The 19,016-nt window shown below is 67.8% G+C and carries 17 protein-coding genes; 10 read left to right on the top strand and 7 right to left on the bottom strand.

Translation table 11 applies throughout. The annotated features are described in order from the left end of the window. The first annotated feature begins 119 nt into the window (after positions 1-119). Entirely contained in the window at positions 120-1,658 is a 1,539-nt protein-coding gene (locus tag M2351_RS07480) for a sigma 54-interacting transcriptional regulator (RefSeq protein ID WP_264655484.1), read from the top strand. 15 nt (positions 1,659-1,673) lie between these two features. Here M2351_RS07480 and M2351_RS07475 read toward each other — a convergent pair whose 3' ends face one another. After that, positions 1,674-1,901, bottom strand: coding sequence for an FmdB family zinc ribbon protein (locus M2351_RS07475; protein WP_264655483.1), 228 nt, complete (start codon positions 1,899-1,901; stop codon positions 1,674-1,676). Between the two features lie 159 nt (positions 1,902-2,060). On the opposite strand from M2351_RS07475, the gene M2351_RS07470 reads away from it, so the two are divergent. Further along, positions 2,061-2,579 (top strand): gamma carbonic anhydrase family protein, encoded by a 519-nt coding sequence (locus M2351_RS07470; protein ID WP_264655482.1) that lies wholly within the window; start codon positions 2,061-2,063, stop codon positions 2,577-2,579. Positions 2,580-2,601: 22 nt separating this feature from the next. Here M2351_RS07470 and M2351_RS07465 read toward each other — a convergent pair whose 3' ends face one another. Then, positions 2,602-3,285, bottom strand: coding sequence for a GntR family transcriptional regulator (locus tag M2351_RS07465; protein ID WP_264655481.1), 684 nt, complete (start codon positions 3,283-3,285; stop codon positions 2,602-2,604). A 357-nt stretch (positions 3,286-3,642) separates the two neighbouring features. Here M2351_RS07465 and dctP point away from each other — a divergent pair, with 357 nt between their 5' ends. The 6 genes from dctP to M2351_RS07435 all read left to right on the top strand — a co-directional run bounded on the left by dctP (position 3,643) and on the right by M2351_RS07435 (position 11,342). Beyond that, positions 3,643-4,665 carry a TRAP transporter substrate-binding protein DctP gene (dctP, locus tag M2351_RS07460; protein WP_264655480.1) on the top strand — a complete coding sequence of 341 codons (1,023 nt, stop codon included), beginning with the start codon at positions 3,643-3,645 and terminating at the stop codon, positions 4,663-4,665. Next, the gene (locus M2351_RS07455; RefSeq protein WP_264655479.1) at positions 4,665-5,225 is read left to right on the top strand and encodes a TRAP transporter small permease; all 561 of its coding nucleotides are present in this window, start codon (positions 4,665-4,667) and stop codon (positions 5,223-5,225) included. The genes dctP and M2351_RS07455 overlap by 1 nt, the downstream gene beginning before the upstream one ends. Next, positions 5,225-6,562: a TRAP transporter large permease gene (locus M2351_RS07450; RefSeq protein WP_264655478.1), complete on the top strand. Its 1,338-nt coding sequence runs from the start codon at positions 5,225-5,227 to the stop codon at positions 6,560-6,562. The genes M2351_RS07455 and M2351_RS07450 overlap by 1 nt, the downstream gene beginning before the upstream one ends. 12 nt (positions 6,563-6,574) lie before the next feature. Further along, positions 6,575-8,098 carry a malonate--CoA ligase gene (locus M2351_RS07445; protein ID WP_264655477.1) on the top strand — a complete coding sequence of 508 codons (1,524 nt, stop codon included), beginning with the start codon at positions 6,575-6,577 and terminating at the stop codon, positions 8,096-8,098. 70 nt (positions 8,099-8,168) lie between these two features. Further along, positions 8,169-9,551, top strand: coding sequence for a malonyl-CoA decarboxylase (locus tag M2351_RS07440; RefSeq protein WP_264655476.1), 1,383 nt, complete (start codon positions 8,169-8,171; stop codon positions 9,549-9,551). A 102-nt stretch (positions 9,552-9,653) separates the two neighbouring features. Beyond that, entirely contained in the window at positions 9,654-11,342 is a 1,689-nt protein-coding gene (locus tag M2351_RS07435) for an L-lactate permease (protein ID WP_264655475.1), read from the top strand. Positions 11,343-11,391: 49 nt separating this feature from the next. Here the strand turns inward: M2351_RS07435 and M2351_RS07430 are convergent, their stop codons facing one another. Next, positions 11,392-12,141, bottom strand: a complete 750-nt coding sequence (locus tag M2351_RS07430; RefSeq protein ID WP_264655474.1) for a sulfite exporter TauE/SafE family protein — start codon at positions 12,139-12,141, stop codon at positions 11,392-11,394. A gap of 316 nt (positions 12,142-12,457) precedes the next feature. Between M2351_RS07430 and M2351_RS07425 the strand changes: the two genes are divergently transcribed. Beyond that, complete coding sequence (locus M2351_RS07425; protein ID WP_264655473.1) at positions 12,458-12,907, top strand: CBS domain-containing protein; 450 nt, start codon at positions 12,458-12,460, stop codon at positions 12,905-12,907. Between the two features lie 57 nt (positions 12,908-12,964). Here M2351_RS07425 and M2351_RS07420 read toward each other — a convergent pair whose 3' ends face one another. Further along, the gene (locus M2351_RS07420; RefSeq protein WP_264655472.1) at positions 12,965-14,656 is read right to left on the bottom strand and encodes a pyruvate, phosphate dikinase; all 1,692 of its coding nucleotides are present in this window, start codon (positions 14,654-14,656) and stop codon (positions 12,965-12,967) included. Positions 14,657-14,871: 215 nt separating this feature from the next. Next, a complete protein-coding gene (locus M2351_RS07415) occupies positions 14,872-15,624 on the bottom strand; it encodes an NUDIX hydrolase (RefSeq protein ID WP_264655471.1) in 753 nt (250 codons plus the stop codon). Positions 15,625-15,795: 171 nt separating this feature from the next. Here M2351_RS07415 and pyk point away from each other — a divergent pair, with 171 nt between their 5' ends. Then, a complete protein-coding gene (gene pyk / locus M2351_RS07410) occupies positions 15,796-17,259 on the top strand; it encodes a pyruvate kinase (RefSeq protein ID WP_264655470.1) in 1,464 nt (487 codons plus the stop codon). Between the two features lie 162 nt (positions 17,260-17,421). Here the strand turns inward: pyk and M2351_RS07405 are convergent, their stop codons facing one another. Beyond that, positions 17,422-18,123, bottom strand: coding sequence for a GntR family transcriptional regulator (locus tag M2351_RS07405; RefSeq protein ID WP_264655469.1), 702 nt, complete (start codon positions 18,121-18,123; stop codon positions 17,422-17,424). A 141-nt stretch (positions 18,124-18,264) separates the two neighbouring features. Beyond that, the gene (locus tag M2351_RS07400) at positions 18,265-18,972 is read right to left on the bottom strand and encodes a thiamine phosphate synthase (RefSeq protein ID WP_264655468.1); all 708 of its coding nucleotides are present in this window, start codon (positions 18,970-18,972) and stop codon (positions 18,265-18,267) included. Between the last annotated feature and the right edge of the window lie 44 nt (positions 18,973-19,016).

Here is a 19,016-nt window from a genome sequence, read left to right as displayed (position 1 = left end):
GCTGAACATCATATTTTTCAAAAGCTTGGCAAGCATGTAAAAGGATCGTTACACCGTACATCTCTGTTTACATGACCTCCTGCCGTGGTAACCTGTCGGCGCATTCACGGGGACTCTCGATGCGCATCGACGTTCTGTTCGCCGACCGGGTCGGCATTGCCCATGAAATCCTGGCTGTGCTCGCCAAGCGGCGGCTGAACGTCGTGGCGGTGGAGGTGGACCCGCCGCACATCCACATCGACGCGCCGGAGTTGGACGCGCAATCGCTCGGCCAGCTCGACGCCGCGCTGCGCACGGTGGAGGGGGTGCGGTCGGTCACGCCCATCGACATCCTGCCGGGCACCCGGCGGCGCCTTCACCTCGACGCGCTGCTGGCCGCCTTGCCCGACCCGGTGCTGGCTGTGGACCGCGCCGGGCGGATCGTGGTGGCGAACGCGGCCGCGGCGGAGGCGGCCGGCCGGTCGGAAAAGGCGCTGACCGGCGCCGACTTCGGCCGCCTGTTCGGCGACCCGGAACTGACCGACGTTCTGGTCGACACCGGCTTCCGCCTGCCTGGGCAGGAGATGATGCTGAACGGCCGGCCCTTCCTGCTCGACGCCACGCCCATCGTGGAGGACGGACGGGCGGCCGGCGGCGTGGTCACCCTGTTCGCGCCGAGCCGGCTGGGCGAGCGCCTGAACGCGTTGCAGAACTTCGACGAGGGCGGCTTCGACCGCATCCTGGGCGACTCGCCGCCGGTCCGCGGCCTGAAGGCCCGCGCCGCGCGTGTGGCAGCGGTCGACGCGCCCCTGCTGATCCTGGGCGAGACGGGCACCGGCAAGGAACTGATCGCCCACGCCTGCCACCGCGCCAGCCCGCGCCGCGACAAGCCCTTCCTGGCGCTGAACTGCGCCGCCGTCCCGGAGAACCTTGCAGAGAGCGAGCTGTTCGGCTACGCCCCCGGCGCGTTCACCGGGGCGCAGCGCGGCGGCAAGCCGGGCCTGCTGGAACTGGCGCACGGCGGCACGGTCTTCCTGGACGAGATCGGGGAGATGTCGCCCTACCTCCAGGCCAAGCTGCTGCGCTTCCTCAACGACGGCCGCTTCCGCCGTGTCGGCGGCGACCGGGAGCAGACCGTGGATGTCCGCGTCGTCAGCGCCACCCACCGCCATCTGGAGGCGATGGTGGCGGAGCACAGCTTCCGCGAGGACCTGTTCTACCGGCTGAACGTCCTGTCGCTCCAGGTGCCGCCGCTGCGGGAGCGTGGGGAGGACATCCTGCTGCTGGCTCGGCACTTCATCGCCCGCGCCTGCGCCCAGGCGCGGCGTCCGCCGGTCCGCCTGACCGTCGCGGCCGGCGCCGCATTGCTCGCCAACCCCTGGCCGGGCAACGTCCGGCAGCTGGAGAACGTCATCTTCCGCGCCGTGACCATGAGCGACGGCGCTTTCCTCGACGCCGCGGACCTGGATCTCGCCGGAGCCCGGATGGCGTCGGACGACAGCCCGGACGGTTCGGAAGCCGGCAGCTGGGAGGACGCGCAGGAAGGCTTCGAGCGCGCCTTGCTCCGCCGCCTCTACCCGCGCTTCCCGTCCAGCCGGAAGCTGGCCGCCCGTTTGCAGACCTCGCACACGATGATCGCGAACAAGCTGCGCAAGTACGGCATCCCCGACGGGCGGTGAGTCATTGGGAGTCTTCTAAATTTTTGACCGTTCGGATTTGCTGTAGTTGCTGAAGTGGCCTTCCCGGGAAGCGGCGGTGCGGGCGTTCTTCAGGATCTGGCCGGACCGGCCTTCCGGCGCGATTCGGGACACGAGCTTGTCGAGCGCGGCGCTGCCGCAGGAGGCGCAAACCGGCGCCTCCGCGCGGACCAGGGTTTCGAACTCGTAATTGCAGGCTGTGCAGCGGTAGGAGAAAAGCGGCATGTGGCCTCGCACGCTCCAAACTGGAAAGGGTTTCGATCCCGCCCGACGCACGCGATGATAACACGCACTCCTGGCATGGGTATATGACCGATGCAGAGGTTCGTTCCTTGCCGTCGTTCTGGGTTAGGATGCGCCTCCTGATACGAACGGGAGGAACGGATGATCTACGCGCTCGACGACAAGGTCCCGCAGCTTGCCGAGGCCAGCTGGGTGGCGCCCAGCGCCACGGTGATTGGTGACGTGCTGCTGGAGGAGGACGCGTCGATCTGGTGGGGTGCCGTGCTGCGCGCCGAGCAGGAGCGCATCCACATCGGCGCCGGCAGCAACGTGCAGGACAACGCCGTGCTGCACGTCGACCCCGGCTTTCCGCTGACGCTTGGCCGCAACGTGACCGTCGGGCATCTGGCGATGGTGCACGGCTGCACCGTCGGCGAGGGCACTCTGATCGGCATCGGTGCCACCGTGCTGAACGGCGCCCGCATCGGCCGCGACTGCCTGATCGGCGCCCACGCCTTCATTGCCGAGGGCAAGGAGATCCCCGACCGCTCCCTGGTGCTCGGCGCGCCGGGCAAGGTCGTCCGCACGCTGTCCGACGAGGACGTCGAGCGCATGCACGGCGCTGCCAAGGTCTACAAGGAGCGCTGGAAGGCTTATTCCAAGGGCCTGCGCGCGGTCTGAACCCTAAATTCAGATTTGGCCACTACGCCACCTCCCGGCGGGAGGAGCGGAGCAGCGCCATGAAGTCGGTGAAGGTGTCGCCCTGCACGGCGATGTGGCGCTTGGTCGCCTCGCGCGCCGTGTCGGGGTCCGACGCGACGATCGCCTTCACGATGGCGCCATGTTCCTCCAGCGAGCGGCGCAGGCGGCCGGGGTGGCGCAGCTGGATGCGGCGGTAGGGCGACACGCGGTTGCGCAGCGACCGCGTGGTCTCCTCAAGGTACGAGTTTCCGCAGCCGGCGTAGATCGCCTCGTGAAAGCGCCGGTTCGCCTCGTAATAAGCGTCGGAATCGCCGCTCTCGATCACCTCGACGCAGCGCTGATGCAGCGCCATCAAACCGGCCTGGTCGGCCGCCGTCATGCGGCGGGCACACAATTCGGCGCACAGCGACTCCAGGTTCGCCATCACCTCGAACATCTCCAGGACACGCTCCAGGCTCAGCGTCGCAACGACGGCGCCCTGGCGCGGGCGCATCTCCACAAGCCCCGCCGAGGCGAGCTGGGCCAGTGCCTCGCGGACCGGGGTGCGCGACACGTTGAAGCGCTCCGCCAGTGCGACCTCTTCCAGGCGCACGCCGGGGTGCAGCTTTCCGGCTGTGATTTCCTCCGCGATCAGTTCGCGGATCTGGTCGGCACGGTTCTGCTTCACCTCGCCACGGTCTGCCATGCCTGCTCTTCCTCCCGCGGGGCCTCGCCGAGCCGTGAAGACCGGCCGACAAATCGTCTGGGTCGAAACTGTTGATAACACCAACAAACTGATGTATGCAAGAGGCACAAAAACGCATACACGAGCCCGCTTGCGGGCCATGGGAGGACACGATGAGACACACACGGCAGCCTGATCCGCGCTGTTAGCGCGCCACGTCATTCCCCGCAGGCCACCCTTTGAAAGGTTGCGGGCGTATGGCGTCAAGACGCGCATTGCGCGCGCTCTCCATCATCCGACATACCAGCATCGCTGCCCCGTCCCGCCAAGACCCAGACGGTTTCCCGGCGTTGCTGAGCCTGATGAAAGGCTGATCCCATGATCCTTTCCCGACGCACCCTTCTCGGCGGCGTGATGGCCGCTCCGGCCATCGTCGCGGCCACCCGGCTGGGCTGGGCGGCGGACGCCCGCACGCTGAAGATCTCGCACCAGTTTCCGGGCGGCACGCTGGAAGAGGGCGACTTCCGCGACCGGCTGTGCCGCAAGTTCGCCGTCGAGGTGGAAAAGCGCACCAACGGTGCGCTGAAGTTCGAGATGTACCCGAACTCGTCCCTGATGAAGACGCTGGCGCAGTTCAGCGCGATGCGCAAAGGCGCGCTCGACCTCAGCTTCTATCCCATGCCCTACGCGGGCGGCGAGGTGCCGGAGACCAACCTGGGCCTGATGCCCTGCCTGGTCACCAGCTATGAACAAGGCATGAAGTGGCGCAAGGCCGAGATCGGGCAGGAGATGACCCGCATCCTGGACGGCAAGGGCATCAAGCTTCTGACCTGGATCTGGCAGGCCGGTGGAACTGCGTCACGCTCCGGCGCCGTGCTGAACCCGGCGGACGTGAAGGGCATGAAGATCCGCGGCGGAAGCCGCGAGATGGACATGATGCTGAAGGAAGCCGGTGCGGCCGTCAGCACCATCCCGTCGAACGAGCTGTACGCAGGCATGCAGACGGGCGCCGTGGACGCCGCCATCACCTCCTCCACCAGCCTGATCTCCTTCAAGCTGGAGGAACTGTCCAAGCACCTGACCGCCCCGCGGCAGAAGAGCTACTGGTACATGCTGGAGCCGCTGATGATGTCGAAGTCGGTCTTCGACAGCCTGCCGCCGGACCAGCAGAAGGTGCTGGAGGCCGTCGGCGAGGAGATGGAAAGCTTCGGCTACAAGGCTGCGCGGGAGGACGACGAGCGGGTCGCCCAAATCTACACCAAGGCCGGCGTCCAGGTGCAGGACATGCCCGAGGACGTGGTCAACAAGTGGAAGGACATCGCCCGCACCACCGCCTGGAAGGACTTCGCCGACCGCGTCAAGGACGGCGCCCGCCTCCTGAAGCTGGCGGAGCAGGTGTGATGTCGGCGGCGGAACGGGACCTGATTCTTGGGACCGGCGCGGCGCCCGTGGAACGGGCTCCCGGCCTCCGCCTCGTCGGCATGCTGCTGGACATCGTCAACCGGATCGTCATGGTGTTCTCGGCCATCGCCGTTGTGGTGGCCGGCGCCGTGCTGACCCACGAGGCGGTCGTCCGCTATGTCTTCCACCACCCGGCGGACTGGCAGGACGAACTGGCGGTGTTCCTGCTCGTCGGCGCCACCTTCATGTCCGCGGCGTGGGTGCAACAGCGGCGCGGCCACGTCGCCATCGACGCGGTCGCCGAGCTGCTGCCGGAGGGCGTGGAGAGAATTCGCCGCTTCATCGCCGATGTCGCCTCCCTCGCCTTCTGCGCTTTCTTCGCGTGGAAGGCCTGGGCGCTGTTCCAGGAGGCGTGGGAGGACGGGATGGTCACCAGCTCCAGCTGGGCGCCGCCCCTGTGGATCCCCTATTCGGTGATGGCCGCCGGGATGACCCTGCTGTCCTTGCAGCTTCTCCTCCAGGTTCTCGACCGCCTTCTGTCCAGCCGGGAGGGTGCGTGATGGGCACGCTCGAAATCGGCCTGCTCTACAGCGCCGCCACGCTCGGCGTGCTGTTCGCCGGCATCCCGATCGCCTTCGCGCTCGGCCTCGTGGCGACGGTCTTCATGCTCTTCTTCATGCCGGCCGCCTCGCTCGACACCATCGCGCAGAACGTCTACGAGGAAATGGCCAGCATCACCCTGCTGACCATCCCGCTGTTCATCCTGAAGGGGGCGGCGATCGGCAAGTCGCGGGCCGGCGCCGACCTCTATTCGGCCCTGCACGCCTGGCTGCACAAGGTGCCGGGCGGCCTGGGCGTCGCCAACGTCTTCGCCTGCGGCCTGTTCGCCGCCATGGCCGGGTCCAGCCCCGCCACCTGCTCCGCCATCGGCAGCGCCGGCATTCCAGAGATGCGCCGGCGCGGCTATTCCGGCGGCTTCGCGGCGGGCATCATCGCGGCCGGCGGCACGCTGGGCATCCTGCTGCCGCCGTCGATCACCATGATCCTCTATGCGGTCGCGGCGGAGCAGTCGCTGGGCCGCCTGTTCCTGGCCGGCATCGGACCGGGCCTGCTGATGGTCGTGCTGTTCGCCGGCTATGCCGTCATCCGCTTCCGCAAGGAGAAGGCGATGGCGCTGGCCGAGGGGCGGCTGAACTCCCCTTTGCTGAAGGAGGAGCATTTCACGACGCGGGAGAAGCTTTCCTCCCTGCCGCGCGTGCTGCCCTTCGTCATCCTGCTGACCGGCGTGATGGTCGCCCTCTACGGCGGCTTCGCCACCCCGTCGGAGACGGCGGGCCTGGGCGGCATCCTGGCGCTGGTGCTCGTCGCCATCGTCTACGGCGCCTACAAGCTGGACCAGCTCGGCCCCATGCTGACGGCGACGCTGCGGGAATCGACGATGCTGATGATGATCATCGGCATGTCGCTGCTCTACTCCTACGTCATGAGCTACCTGCACATCAGCCAGGGGGCCGCGGAGTGGATCGTGTCCATGCACCTGTCGAAATGGTTGCTGCTGGCCGCCATCCTGCTGATGGTCGTGGTGCTGGGCTTCTTCCTGCCGCCGGTGTCGATCATCCTGATGACGGCACCCATCATCCTGCCGCCGCTGCGCGCCGCCGGCTTCGACCTGATCTGGTTCGGCGTGATCATGATGGTGGTGATGGAGATGGGCCTGATCCATCCTCCGGTCGGGCTGAACATTTTCGTCATCAAGAACATCGCACCGGACATCCCGCTGCGCGACGTGATCTGGGGGGTGATGCCCTTCGTGGCGCTGATGATCCTGTGCGTGCTGCTGCTCTGTTTCTTCCCCGGCATCGCGACCGCCCTGCCCGGCTGGGTTTACGGCGGTTAAGGACGAAGAACCATGAACGAGAACTTCTACGAGATCGCCTCCGCCCGATTCCCCGGCGACGGGTCCGCGACCTTCATCGAGACGGAGGATGGCCAGCGCTACAGTTACGACGACCTGCAAGATGTCTCCGGCCGTTACGCGCGGCTGCTCGCCAGCCACGGCGTGGTCAAGGGGGACCGGGTGGCGGTGCAGGTGGAGAAGTCGCCGGAGGCGGTGTTCCTCTACCTTGCCTGCCTGCGCGCCGGGGCGGCCTACCTGCCGCTGAACACCGCCTACACCAAAGCCGAAATCGACTATTTCCTGACCGATGCCGAGCCGCGCGTCTTCGTCTGCCGCCCGGAAACCGAGGACGTCCTGCGCGAGGTCGCCGACAAGGCCGGCGTCGGCACCGTGCTGACGTTGGGCACCCACGGCGACGGCAGCCTGCCGGAGCGTTCCGCCGGGCTCGACCCGTCCTTCGCCACGGTGGACTGCGGGCCGGACGATCTGGCGGCGATCCTCTACACGTCGGGCACCACCGGCCGGTCCAAGGGCGCGATGCTGACGCACCGGAATCTCGGCTCCAACGCTTTGACCCTGCACAAATACTGGGGGTTCCGGCCGGACGACGTGCTGCTGCACGCGCTGCCGATCTTCCACACCCATGGTCTGTTCGTGGCGATCAACTGCACGCTGCTGAACGGCTCGGCCATGCTGTTCCTGCCGAAGTTCGACGCCGACACCGTGTTCCGACTGCTGCCCCGGGCCACGGTCATGATGGGCGTGCCGACCTTCTACACCCGCCTGCTCGCCGACCCGCGCCTGACGCGGGAGGCCACAGCCCACATCCGCCTGTTCGTGTCCGGGTCTGCCCCCCTGCTGGCCGACACGCACCGCGAATTCCAGGAGCGCACCGGCCACGCGATCCTGGAACGCTACGGCATGACCGAAACCTGCATGAACACCTCCAATCCACTGCACGGAGACCGCATCCCAGGCACGGTCGGCTTCCCCTTGCCCGATGTCCACGTCCGCATCGTCGATCCGGAGACGGGCACGGTGCTGGGCCGCGATGAGATCGGCGTGATCGAGGTGAAAGGCCCGAATGTCTTTTCCGGCTACTGGCGGATGCCCGAGAAGACGAAGCAGGAAATCAAGCCGGACGGCTTCTTTATCACCGGCGATGTCGGGAAGGTGGACGGTCGCGGCTACGTCCACATCGTCGGCCGTGCCAAGGACCTGATCATCTCCGGCGGCTTCAACGTCTACCCGAAGGAGGTCGAGACGGTCATCGACGCCATCGACGGCGTCGTGGAATCCGCAGTGGTCGGCGTCCCGCACCCGGACTTCGGCGAGGCGGTGGTCGCGGTGGTTCTGCGCAAGCCCGGCGCCACGCTGGACGAAGCCGGCGTGATCCGCACCTGCAAGGAGCAACTGGCCAACTACAAGGTTCCCAAAGCGGCCTTCTTCACGAATGAGCTGCCGCGCAACACCATGGGCAAGGTGCAGAAGAACCTGCTGCGCGACGAGCATAAGGGGCTGTTCACGGGGGCATAGCGTCGATTCCCCTCGCCCAGCCCCGCTGGGAGAGGGGCTGAAAACCTGAAATACAGGAGAGGGGCCATCGATGATGGACACCACGTTCTTCGGCGATCTCCTGCAGACCATTGCCGACCGGGGCCGGGCGTTGGTGGGCCTGTCTCGTGGCGACGGGGGTGCGCGGCGCCTCGACCTTGCCATGCTGTGCGACGCGCTGCTGTCGGGCCGCGGCGAGGCGTCCGGGGTGGCGCTGGCCCGCGAAATCCTGGCCCAGTACCAAGCCTTGCCGCCGGAGGAGCGGCTGGGCTTCCTGCGCATGCTCGCCATCGGCTACGGCCCCGACCGGGAGCGGCTGGACGCCGCGATCAAGGCTTACCAAGCCAAGCCCGAGGGGCGCAGCGTGATCGAGCTTCACATGGCGGCCGAACCGCGCCGGCAGGAGCTGATCCGCCGCCTGAATCTCGCACCCGGCGGCACCGCGAGCCTCGTCCGCATGCGCGAGGAGGCGCTGCGCAACGCCAAGTCCATCCCCGGATTCGAGGCGATGGACGCCGACTTCACCCACCTGTTCTCCTCCTGGTTCAACCGGGGCTTCCTGGTCCTGCGGCGGATCGACTGGTCGACGCCCGCCAACATCCTGCAGAAGATCATCCAGTACGAGGCGGTCCACGCAATCCGCGACTGGGACGACCTGCGCCGCCGGCTGGAGCCGCCCGACCGCCGCTGCTTCGCCTTCTTCCACCCGCAATTGACCGACGACCCGTTGATCTTCGTGGAGGTCGCGCTGACCGCCGACATGGCCTCCTCCATTGCCGAGGTGCTGACGGAAGAGCGCAAGCCGATCACCGCCGACCAGGCGACCAGCGCCGTCTTCTATTCCATCTCCAACTGCCAGGAGGGGCTGCGCGGCATCTCCTTCGGCAACTTCCTGATCAAGCAGGTCGTGGAGGAACTGAGCCGCGAGATCCCGACCCTGCGGACCTTCGTCACGCTGTCGCCGGTTCCCGGCTTCGCCGCGTGGCTCGCTGAAGCGCGCCGGGACGCCGCCACGGAAACCCTATCCGCGGAGGACCGGCGCGCGCTCTCCCTGCTCGCCGACCCGCGCTGGCACGCTGACCCGGCCAAGACAGAACAGGTCATGCCCGCCCTGCTGGCCGCGGCCAGCCAGTATTTCCTGAAAGCCAAGCAGCCGAACGGCAAGCCGGTCGATCCGGTGGCGCGCTTCCACCTCGGCAACGGCGCGCGGCTGGAGCGCATCAACCCGCTGGCCGACCTGTCGCCCAAGGGGCTGAAGCAATCCCATGGCTTGATGGTGAATTACCTTTATGACCTGAAGCACATCGAAAGGAACCACGAAGCCTTTGTCGGCGAGGGGCGCATCGCTGCCTCTTCCGCCGTCCGCAAACTTTTGAAGGAGCCCACCCGCATCCAGACCCGTCCCCGTGCGGGTTCGGCAATCGGGGACTCTTGACCGCGCTTCAAAGCTGTCGTCCCATTGTTCGCTTTAACAACAAACAACTCACGCCGAAAAAACGACCCCATAAAACAACCCAAGTCAGGGCGAGGACACGCAATGTGGAGCCAAGTATACAACCCATTGGGGAGCGCATTCCTATCGACCGTGATCGCGGCCATGCCGGTCGTGGTGCTTCTGGGGCTGATCGCGTTCGCGCACATGCAGGCGCACATCGCGGCGCTGATCACGCTGGTGGTCGCGCTGTGCGTGGCGATCTTCGGCTTCACCATGCCCGCGGGCATGGCGCTTGAGGCCGCCTATCTCGGGGCGCTGACAGGCCTGTTCCCGATCGGCTGGATCATCCTCAACGTCATCTTCCTGTACCGGCTGACGGTGGAGAACGGATCCTTCAAGGTCCTTCAGGACTCCATCGCGGGCATCACGCCGGACCGGCGGTTGCAGCTGCTTCTGGTCGCCTTCTCCTTCGGCGCCTTCTTCGAGGGGGCAGCGGGATTCGGCACGCCGGTGGCGGTGACGGGCGCCATCCTGATCGGCCTGGGCTTCTCGCCGCTGGCAGCGTCGGGCCTGTCGCTGATCGCCAACACGGCCCCGGTTGCCTACGGCGCGCTGGGCACGCCCATCGTCACCCTGGCCGCGGTGACGGGCCTGGACGCCTTCGACCTGGGCGCCATGGCCGGCCGCCAGCTGCCGTTCTTCTCGCTGATGGTGCCCTTCTGGCTGATCGCCGCCTTCGCGGGTTTCCGCGGCATGCTGCAGATCTGGCCGGCGATCCTGGTGTGCGGCGTGTCCTTCGCCGTTCCGCAGTTCGTCGTCTCCAACTACCACGGCCCGTGGCTGGTGGACGTGGTTGCGGCGCTGGTTTCCATGGGCTGCCTCGTCGCCTTCCTGAAGGTCTGGCACCCGAAGGAGATCTGGACGAGCCCGGCGCTGCGCGGCCGCGTCGACAACAGCGCGGTCACCCCGCGCCCGGCATCCGTGGGTGCGGCGGCCACGCCGGCCGGCTTCCGCCATCACGACAGCGGCTCGGTGATGCGCGCCTGGATTCCCTGGATCATCCTGTGCGTCTTCGTCTTCATCTGGGGCACGCAGACCTTCAAGGATATCGTCAACCCGCTGTTCTTCCCGAAATTCCCCATCGAGGGGCTGCACAACATGGTGCAGAAGGTGCCGCCCGTCGTGGCCAAGCCGACGGCCGAGGCGGCGGTGTTCGGGTTCAACATCCTGACCATGACGGGCACCGGCATCTTCGTCGCCGCCATCGTCAGCGGCTTCGTGATGGGTTACCGGCCGGGCCGCCTGCTCCGCGCCTATGGCGAGACGCTGTGGGTCGTCCGCTATTCGCTGATCACCATCGCCGCCATGCTGGCGCTGGGCACGCTGACCCGCTACTCCGGCGTGGACGCGACACTGGGTCTCGCCTTCGCCGGGACCGGCGCGCTGTTCCCGTTCTTCTCAGCCCTGCTGGGCTGGCTGGGCGTGGCGCTGACCGGGTCCGACACGGCGTCGAACGTTCTGTTCGGCGGGCTGCAGAAGATCACCGCCGAACAGCTCGGCCTGTCGCCGGTGCTGATGGCGGCCACGAACTCGTCGGGCGGCGTCATGGGCAAGATGATCGACGCGCAGTCAATCGTCGTCGCCTCCACCGCCACCAACTGGTTCGGGCATGAGAGCGAGATCCTGCGCTACGTCTTCTGGCATTCCATCGTGCTGGCCTGCCTGGTCGGCGTGCTGGTGATGCTGCAAGCCTACGTCTACCCCTTCACCGCCATGGTCGTCGGCGGGTAAGGGCTGTTGGGAGGGCGGCGCGGCCGGTTCGCCGCGCCGCCGTTTCCCGTCAGGCCCCGGCGCCTCTCGTGAAGAAATACAGGGTCATCACGACACCAATCACGACGACGACCCACTTCAGCACCACTCGGCTGACCCGCTTCGCCCCCAGCGCCCCGGCATAGCCGCCGGCCACCGCGGACACGGCCATCACCCCCGTCTCCGTCCAGGAGACCGACCCCGACAGGCAGAAGGCCACCACCGCCGCCCCGTTCATCAACGCGGCCAGCAGGATGCGCAAGCCATTCATGGCGTGGATGTCGCGCATGCCGAACAGGGTCAGCGCGGCCAGCATCAGGAACCCGATGCCGCCGCCGAAATAGCCGCCGTAGACCGAAATCAGGAACTGCACGAACAGCACCCCCGGCCCGCTGAGCTTCAGCCGGCCGGCGAGGCCCGGCATGAAGTTGCCGACAGCGAAGACCGTGGTCGCGAACAGCAGCAGCCATGGGACCAGCCCGGCAAAGGCCCGGTCCGGCGTTGTCAGCAGCAGGATCCCGCCGATGATCCCGCCCACGACGCTGACGGCCACGAAGGCGCCGACATTGACCTCCCGCACGTCCTTGATCTCGCCGCGGTAGGCCCAGGCGCTGGCCATCTGGCCGGGAAACAGCGCTACGGTGCTGGACACGTTGGCGCTGACCGGCGGCACACCGGCGAAGAGAAGGGCCGGAAAGGTGATGAAGGCGCCACCGCCGGCGATGGCGTTGAGCATGCCGGACGAAAAGGCCGCCAGCATCAGAAGGGACAAGGCAAGCATGACCACTCTCGGAGTCTGCGGATGGCGCGCCGACGCGCCGATGGCCGTCATTCTAGCTCTTGCGTATTTGGTATACCAATAGAACGCAAGTGGGAGAATCCTGCATGGCAGCCAGAGCGGAACTGCACATCCCGCTTGTCAAACGTGGCGCGCCGGCGAAAAGTGGCTATATGCTGATTGTTTGCTACATTAGCCATTGACGGACTCTGGCATCTGGTATACCAAATATCAAGCGTGACGCCCAACGTCGCCGGGCACCGGTACGCCAACACACAGTCCGTTTCAGCAGAACCCGCATCGGGTGGAGGGGCAGGCCATGAAAGTCGCAGACATTCTCCGCACCAAGGAGTCCCGCGTCGTCACCGTCCGGTCGGGCGAGTCCATCGAGGAAGCCATCCGCCTGATGAAGGCGGAGAACATCAGCGCGCTCGTCGTGAAGGATGTCTGCCGCACGGAGGGCAACGCCGTCGCCGGAATGCTGTCGGAGCGCGATATCGTCTACGCCCTGCTGGAGCGTGGCGCCTCGGTGCTGAAGACTCCGGTGTTCATGCTGATGTCGCGGACCATCCAGACCTGCGCGCCCGACGACAGCCTGCAGCATGTGCTGGAACTGATGGACCAGCATCACATCCGCCATCTGCCGGTCCTGGACGGCACGACGCTGGTCGGCGTGGTCAGCGCCCGCGACCTGACCAAGCTGCAGCTTGCCGACCTGACCGCGCCCGCGCGCCGCGCGCCGCCGGAAGCCCCGGCCTACGCGCACTGATCATCATCATGGAGGACGTGACGAGGCCCTTCTCCCACCCGGGGGAAGGGCCTTCGTTCATTCCGGATCCAGCCCCAACTCCCGCGCCCAATCCAGGAGCAGCGCCACGGCCGGCGGCGTTTCGGGCTCCAGCATCGGGACCGCACCGAGGATCACCTCCCCCGTCGTCCCGTCCACAGTGATCGTGTCGCCGGTTTGGACGCGCGTGTCATCGACGCTCATGGTGCCCTGGGCGGGATCAATGCGCAGAGAGCGCGCGCCGGCCACGCAGGGGCGCCCCATGGCGCGGGCAACCGTCGCCGCGTGGCTGGTGGCGCCGCCGCGGGCCGTGACGATGGCGCAGGCCGCCTGCATGCCGTGCACGTCGTGGGGCGAGGTTTCCGGCCGGCACAGCACGACCGGCGTGCCGTCGGCGGCGATCCGCACCGCCTCCTCCGACGTGAAGACGGCGATGCCGGTCGCCGCACCGGGCGAGGCCGGCAGGCCGGTGGCGATCACCGTCCGCGGCGCGTCCGGGTCGGGGACCGGACGCAAGCGGTCCTTCAGCGCGGACAGGTCGGCGCGGCGCACCGCCTCGGCCCGCGTGATCAGTCCGGTCTCCGCCATGTCCGTGGCGATGCGCACGTTCGCCTCGACCGAGCGCTTGCCCGACCGTGTCTGGAGGATGAACAGCCGGCCCTGCTGGACCGTGAACTCGATCTCCTGCATGTCGCCGAAATGGCGTTCCAGTCGCTCGGCGATCCCGCCCAGTTCCGCGAAGGCGGCGGGCGCCGCGGTCTCCAGTGATTGCGCGCTGCCCGTCAGCGGCCCCGGGGTGCGCAGGCCGGAGACGATCTCCTCCCCCTGCGCGTCGCTCAGGAACTCCCCGCACAGGCCCGGCTCACCGGTCGCCGGATCGCGGCTGTGCGCCACGCCGGTGCCGGACTCGGTCCCCCGGTTGCCGAACACCATGCACTGGACCGTCGCGGCGGTGCCCCAGTCGTCCGGGATGCCGTGCATGGCGCGGAAGGCCACGGCGCGCGTGTTGCCCCAGGACCGGAAGATGGCGCCAATCGCCCCGAACAGCTGGGTGCGCGGGTCCTGCGGAAAGGGCTCCCCCGCCTCGCGCTCGATGATTTCTTGGTAGGACGCCACCACGGCGCGCCAGTCTTCGGCCGTCAGGTCGGCGTCGCGCGCCAAGCCGCGTTCCGCCTTGTGCGTTTCCAGCGCCGCGTCGAACAGGTGGGCGTCCACCCCCTGGACCACCGCGCCGTAGGTCTGCACCAGGCGCCGGTAGCAGTCGTAGGCGAAGCGCGCGTCGCCGGACGCGGCCGCCAGCCCCTGCACCGTCGCGCAGGTCAGCCCCAGGTTCAGGATCGTGTCCATCATGCCCGGCATCGAGGCGCGGGCGCCGGAACGGACGGAGACGAGCAAGGGCCGGCCCAACGCGCCGAAACCGGCGCCGGCCGTACCCTCCAGCCGCCGCAAGGCCTCTTCCACCTGCTCCACGAGGCCCGGCGGAAAGGCACCCCTGTTCGCGCGATGATGGCGGCTGGCCTCCGCGACGATGGTGAAGCCCGGCGGCACGGGCACGCCAAGCTGCGCCATCTCGGCCAGCCCCGCACCCTTGTTGCCCAGTTCCGTCGCCATGCCGCCATGCCCTTCCGCGACACCGGCGCCGAAGCCATATACCCAGCGCAGTCCATCGGCACCGGTCACCGGCGCGCGCGCGGCATCCCAATCCGGATCGATGATGGACTCGTGGAGCATGGCTTATTCCCGTGTAGGCGACGCGTTACCGCGCAGACCGGACATTAACCGCAACATCAGCCGTCATTTCGTAACATCTTGTTGCGCCATAATGCCGAAATGCGCATGGAGTGCAATGCACAAATAGTCGCATTGCGCGTGAATAACGCGGCCGGGGCCGATGTGGGTCCCGGCTATTTCGCAATACGGAAACTGAGCCGTTGGGAAGGGCGGATTCAGCCCAGGCGAACAAGGCCTGCGGGAAACTCCGTCGGCGCGTAGCCGAGTCCGGCCGGGATGCACAGCACCGGTCCGTCAGGGGTTTCGACCGCCCATGGCAGTATGGCCACCATCGGCTGGTGCCGGGCGGCCTCGGCCAGGGCGTCCTCCACGGTTCGGCAGGGGGCGAGCCGCAGCAGGTTCATGCGCGTGGCGAAGACGAGGGAGAGGCGCCCCTGCCCCTCCGCTTCCAGGACAGCTGACGGCGAAGCCCACAGCGCCGCGACCGCCTCCCCGCCATCGACCACAGCGTCCTGGCCCTCCGGCGCGCGAGCCAGGAAGAAGGTGGTGTCGAAGCGGCGCCACACCGTCTCCGGCGTCTGCCAGCGGGCGAAGGGGGTCAGCGCATGCACGGCCGGTTCAAGCCCCGCCTCACACAGGCGTTCGCGGAACGGCTGCTCCGCCGGCCCGCGCATACTGGCCAGCCCGCGGCTCTCCACCGGTGGGGCTGTCAGAAGGATCCCGCATTCCTCAAAGGCTTCGCGGATGGCCGCCATCCGCTGCGGCAGAAGGTCCAGCGGGGTGGCGGCGGGAGCGTGGTCGTCCGGGTCGATGCGCCCACCGGGGAACACCGTCGCACCGGGGGCGAAACGCAGCCCTTCGTGGCGCCGGATCATGAGCACCTCAAGCCCGTCCGCACCGTCGCGCAGTAGGATCAGGCTCGCCGCCGGATGCGGCTCAACGGGCCGAGATGCGACCGGAGGGGACATGCGACCATCCCGTTTGCCATTCGGACAGTCCGATTCCCGCACGGCTCACGCTGGCCGTCAAACCGGGTTCCGCGAATTCCCGCCATGCGGAAATCGGGACGCTGCCGTTTGACCCGTCCGACCGGCCGGACGCAGCATCCCCCATCCCCGCCCTCTCTGGAGGCCTGCGCCATGCCGCGCAACCGCAGCACCAAAATCGTCGCCACCCTCGGGCCGGCCAGTTCGACCTACAGCCAGATCTTCGCGCTGGCCGAAGCCGGCGTCGACGTTTTCCGTCTGAACGCCAGCCACGGCACCCAGTTCGACCACGCCGAACGCTACCGCCAGATCCGCGCGGTGGAGGAAACACTGGGGCGTCCCATCGGGGTCCTGCTCGACCTGCAAGGGCCGAAGCTGCGCGTCGGCACCTTCAAGGACGTCGCCGTCACGCTCGCCGCCGGCGACCGTTTCCGCCTCGACCTCGACCCCACGCCCGGCGACCGCACCCGCGTCTGCGTCCCGCACCCGGAGATCTTCGCCAGCGTCGAGGACGGGCACGAGCTGCTGCTGAACGACGGCCGGCTGCGCCTGCGCGTGCTCAGCCACGGGCCGGACCATGCGGAGACGGAGATCCTGGTCGGCGGCACCCTGTCGGACCGCAAGGGTATGAACGTGCCCGGCACCGCGCTGGCGCTGAGCGCCCTGTCGGAGAAGGATCGCAGCGACCTCCAGTTCGGCCTGACGCTTGGCGTCGACTGGATCGGCCTCAGCTTCGTGCAGCGGCCGGAGGACATCCTGGAGGCGCGCGCGCTGATCGGCGACCGCGCCCACATCATGACGAAGGTCGAGAAGCCGGCCGCCCTGCCCCGCCTGAAGGAGATCATCGACCTGTCGGACGCCGTCATGGTCGCCCGCGGCGACCTGGGCGTGGAACTGCCGCCGGAGGACGTTCCCGGCCTGCAGAAGCGCATGATCCGCATGAGCCGCGCCGCCGGCAAGCCGGTGATCGTCGCCACGCAGATGCTGGAATCCATGATCACCGAACCGACCCCGACCCGCGCCGAGGCGTCGGACGTGGCGACCGCCGTCTATGACGGCGCCGATGCCGTGATGCTGTCGGCGGAATCCGCGTCGGGCAAGCACCCGGTGGAGGCCGTGGCGATGATGGACCGCATCGTCCGCCGCGTGGAGACGGACCCGCTCTACCGCCGCATCATGGACTCCGAACACCCGAGCCCGGAGGCCACGACGCCGGACGCCCTGTCGGCCGCCGCCCGGCAGATCGCCGAGACCATCTCCGCCGCCGGCATCGCCACCTTCACCTCCACCGGCTCCACCGCCCGCCGCGCCTCGCGCGAGCGCCCGACGGTGCCGATCCTCGGCCTCAGCGCTGAGCGCGAAACGGCGCGCCGGCTGGCGCTCGCCTGGGGCGTTCACCCCGTCTGGACGTCGGACGTGCAAAACTTCGCGGAGATGGTCGAACGGGCGAGCCTCGTCGCCGCTCAGGAGGGAATCGGCCAGCCCGGCCAGTCCCTGATCGTCACCGCCGGCGTCCCCTTCGGCACCCCCGGAACGACCAACAGCCTGCGCGTCGTCACCATCACCGCGGATGGGCTTGGGACGGCGGCGAAGCGCGAGGCGCAAGAGGTGGTGTGAGGGGAAAACTCCTTCTCCCCCCTGGGGAGAAGGTTGGGATGAGGGGATGGCCGTAGGCCAGAAACGCACTGCAACGAGGCTGCGTTGGCGCCCTAGCGGGCCCCTCACCCTTAACCCTCTCCCCGGAGGGGAGAGGGAGTTTCTCTCTAGGGGAGAGGGGGTTTACTCCAGGAAATCGCAGTGCTTTTCCACGTGCGCAGCAAGGCCCAGCGTGTGGTCGCGGATCAGGCGCTCCGCCCCGTCCACGTCGCGGCGCTCCAAGGCCTTGATGATTTCCTTGTGGTCGTGGATCGACCGCTCCACGCGGTTCTCCTGGCCGATGGTCAGCTTGCGGATCGCGCGGATGTGGATGAACAGGTTGTCGGTCATCTCCTGGATCAGCTTGGAACCGCCGAGCCGGATGATGCTTTTGTGGAAGGCGATGTTCGCGTCCGAATATTCGCTGACGTGGTCCTTCAGGTCATGTTCCTCGAAGTTGCGGAACAGGTCCCAGAGGGTGCGGATGTCCTCGTCCGACGCGTGCTCGGCGACCATACGGCCGGCCATGCTTTCCAGCGCGGCCCAGACCTGGATCATCTCGATGATCTCGGCCTTGGTCTTGCGGATCACGAAGATGCCGCGCCGCGGCTGCAGACGGATGAAGCCTTCCTGCTCCAGCAGGGTCAGCGCTTCGCGGATGGGCGTGCGGCTGACGCCGAGCATATCGCTGAGCTGCCGCTCCTCCAACCGGATCTCGTCGTTGTGGTCGTAGATGTCCATCTGCGAGATCGCCTGCTTCAGCGCGTGGTACGCCTGGCTGCGGAAGGTCGATCCGGTGTCGAGCGGCTGCACGTTGATCGGCGGCGGGTTCATGTCGAGTGCCATTTCCCTGAGCTGTCCGCCGGGCTGCGCGCGTTGCGGCGCCAGTGCAGCGGTCCTGTGGGCGAGTGTGTCTTTTGATTTCGTATTTGACATACCAGATGCACATTCCACCCCGAAATGTCCAGGACTGGCTTGATGATCCGCTCATCCGGTTCGGATTGGCATTTTTATGCCCGATTCTCTTGCCATAGATTTCACGAATCGGGCCACGGAGTCGGGATCGCGCATCATTTCCCCCATGACCGCAACGCCCGCAGCCCCGGCGTCGAGGCAGGCCCCAGCCGTTTCCGCCCCGACTCCGCCGAGCGCCAGAACGGGGATCGGCGTTCCCCGGGCGAGGAGCCGCAGACCCTCCGGCCCCAGCACCGGGCCGTAACCCGGTTTGCTGGACGACGGGAACACGGGCGAGAGCGTGGCGTAGTCGGCGCCCTCCTCCGCGGCGCGGCGCAGTCCGTCCGGACCATGGGCCGACAGGCCGACCAGCGCGCCGAGGCCGAGCAGCCGGCGCGCGTCGGCGGGATCGCCCCCGTCCGCCAGATGCACCCCGGCGGCCCCGGCCTCGATTGCGAGCGCCGGGTCGCCGTGGACCGTCACCACCGCCCCCCAGGGCCGCGCCCGCTCCACCAGCGCGCGGGCGAGATCCCGCTGCTCCTCGCGCGGGAGGTCCTTCTCGCGCAGGGACAACCAGCGCAGGCCGGCGGCGAACAGGCGCTCGGCAAGCTCCGGAAGCGGCAACGCGGCCTGTGACCGGTCGGTGATGGCGAGAAGAGACGGTGTCGGAAGCGTGGTCATGGCATGGACGATGCCAGCCCGCCCGATCCCGCGCAAGCAGCGGCGAAGTCCGCTGCGCAAGGCCGCTTCCTTGCCACTTTCGGCGCTTTTTTCCATCACGCGGA

It is taken from the genome of Azospirillum canadense (assembly GCF_025961225.1).
GTDB classification, from domain to species: Bacteria; Pseudomonadota; Alphaproteobacteria; order Azospirillales; family Azospirillaceae; genus Azospirillum; species Azospirillum canadense.
This window is presented reverse-complemented; position numbering and strand designations above follow the sequence as displayed.

Coding starts and splice junctions, on each gene's coding strand:
- M2351_RS07480 (WP_264655484.1), top strand. CDS start 120: ATGCGCATCGACGTTCTGTTCGCCGACCGGGTCGGCATTGCCCATGAA.
- M2351_RS07475 (WP_264655483.1), bottom strand. CDS start 1,901: ATGCCGCTTTTCTCCTACCGCTGCACAGCCTGCAATTACGAGTTCGAA.
- M2351_RS07470 (WP_264655482.1), top strand. CDS start 2,061: ATGATCTACGCGCTCGACGACAAGGTCCCGCAGCTTGCCGAGGCCAGC.
- M2351_RS07465 (WP_264655481.1), bottom strand. CDS start 3,285: ATGGCAGACCGTGGCGAGGTGAAGCAGAACCGTGCCGACCAGATCCGC.
- dctP (WP_264655480.1), top strand. CDS start 3,643: ATGATCCTTTCCCGACGCACCCTTCTCGGCGGCGTGATGGCCGCTCCG.
- M2351_RS07455 (WP_264655479.1), top strand. CDS start 4,665: ATGTCGGCGGCGGAACGGGACCTGATTCTTGGGACCGGCGCGGCGCCC.
- M2351_RS07450 (WP_264655478.1), top strand. CDS start 5,225: ATGGGCACGCTCGAAATCGGCCTGCTCTACAGCGCCGCCACGCTCGGC.
- M2351_RS07445 (WP_264655477.1), top strand. CDS start 6,575: ATGAACGAGAACTTCTACGAGATCGCCTCCGCCCGATTCCCCGGCGAC.
- M2351_RS07440 (WP_264655476.1), top strand. CDS start 8,169: ATGATGGACACCACGTTCTTCGGCGATCTCCTGCAGACCATTGCCGAC.
- M2351_RS07435 (WP_264655475.1), top strand. CDS start 9,654: ATGTGGAGCCAAGTATACAACCCATTGGGGAGCGCATTCCTATCGACC.
- M2351_RS07430 (WP_264655474.1), bottom strand. CDS start 12,141: ATGCTTGCCTTGTCCCTTCTGATGCTGGCGGCCTTTTCGTCCGGCATG.
- M2351_RS07425 (WP_264655473.1), top strand. CDS start 12,458: ATGAAAGTCGCAGACATTCTCCGCACCAAGGAGTCCCGCGTCGTCACC.
- M2351_RS07420 (WP_264655472.1), bottom strand. CDS start 14,656: ATGCTCCACGAGTCCATCATCGATCCGGATTGGGATGCCGCGCGCGCG.
- M2351_RS07415 (WP_264655471.1), bottom strand. CDS start 15,624: ATGTCCCCTCCGGTCGCATCTCGGCCCGTTGAGCCGCATCCGGCGGCG.
- pyk (WP_264655470.1), top strand. CDS start 15,796: ATGCCGCGCAACCGCAGCACCAAAATCGTCGCCACCCTCGGGCCGGCC.
- M2351_RS07405 (WP_264655469.1), bottom strand. CDS start 18,123: ATGGCACTCGACATGAACCCGCCGCCGATCAACGTGCAGCCGCTCGAC.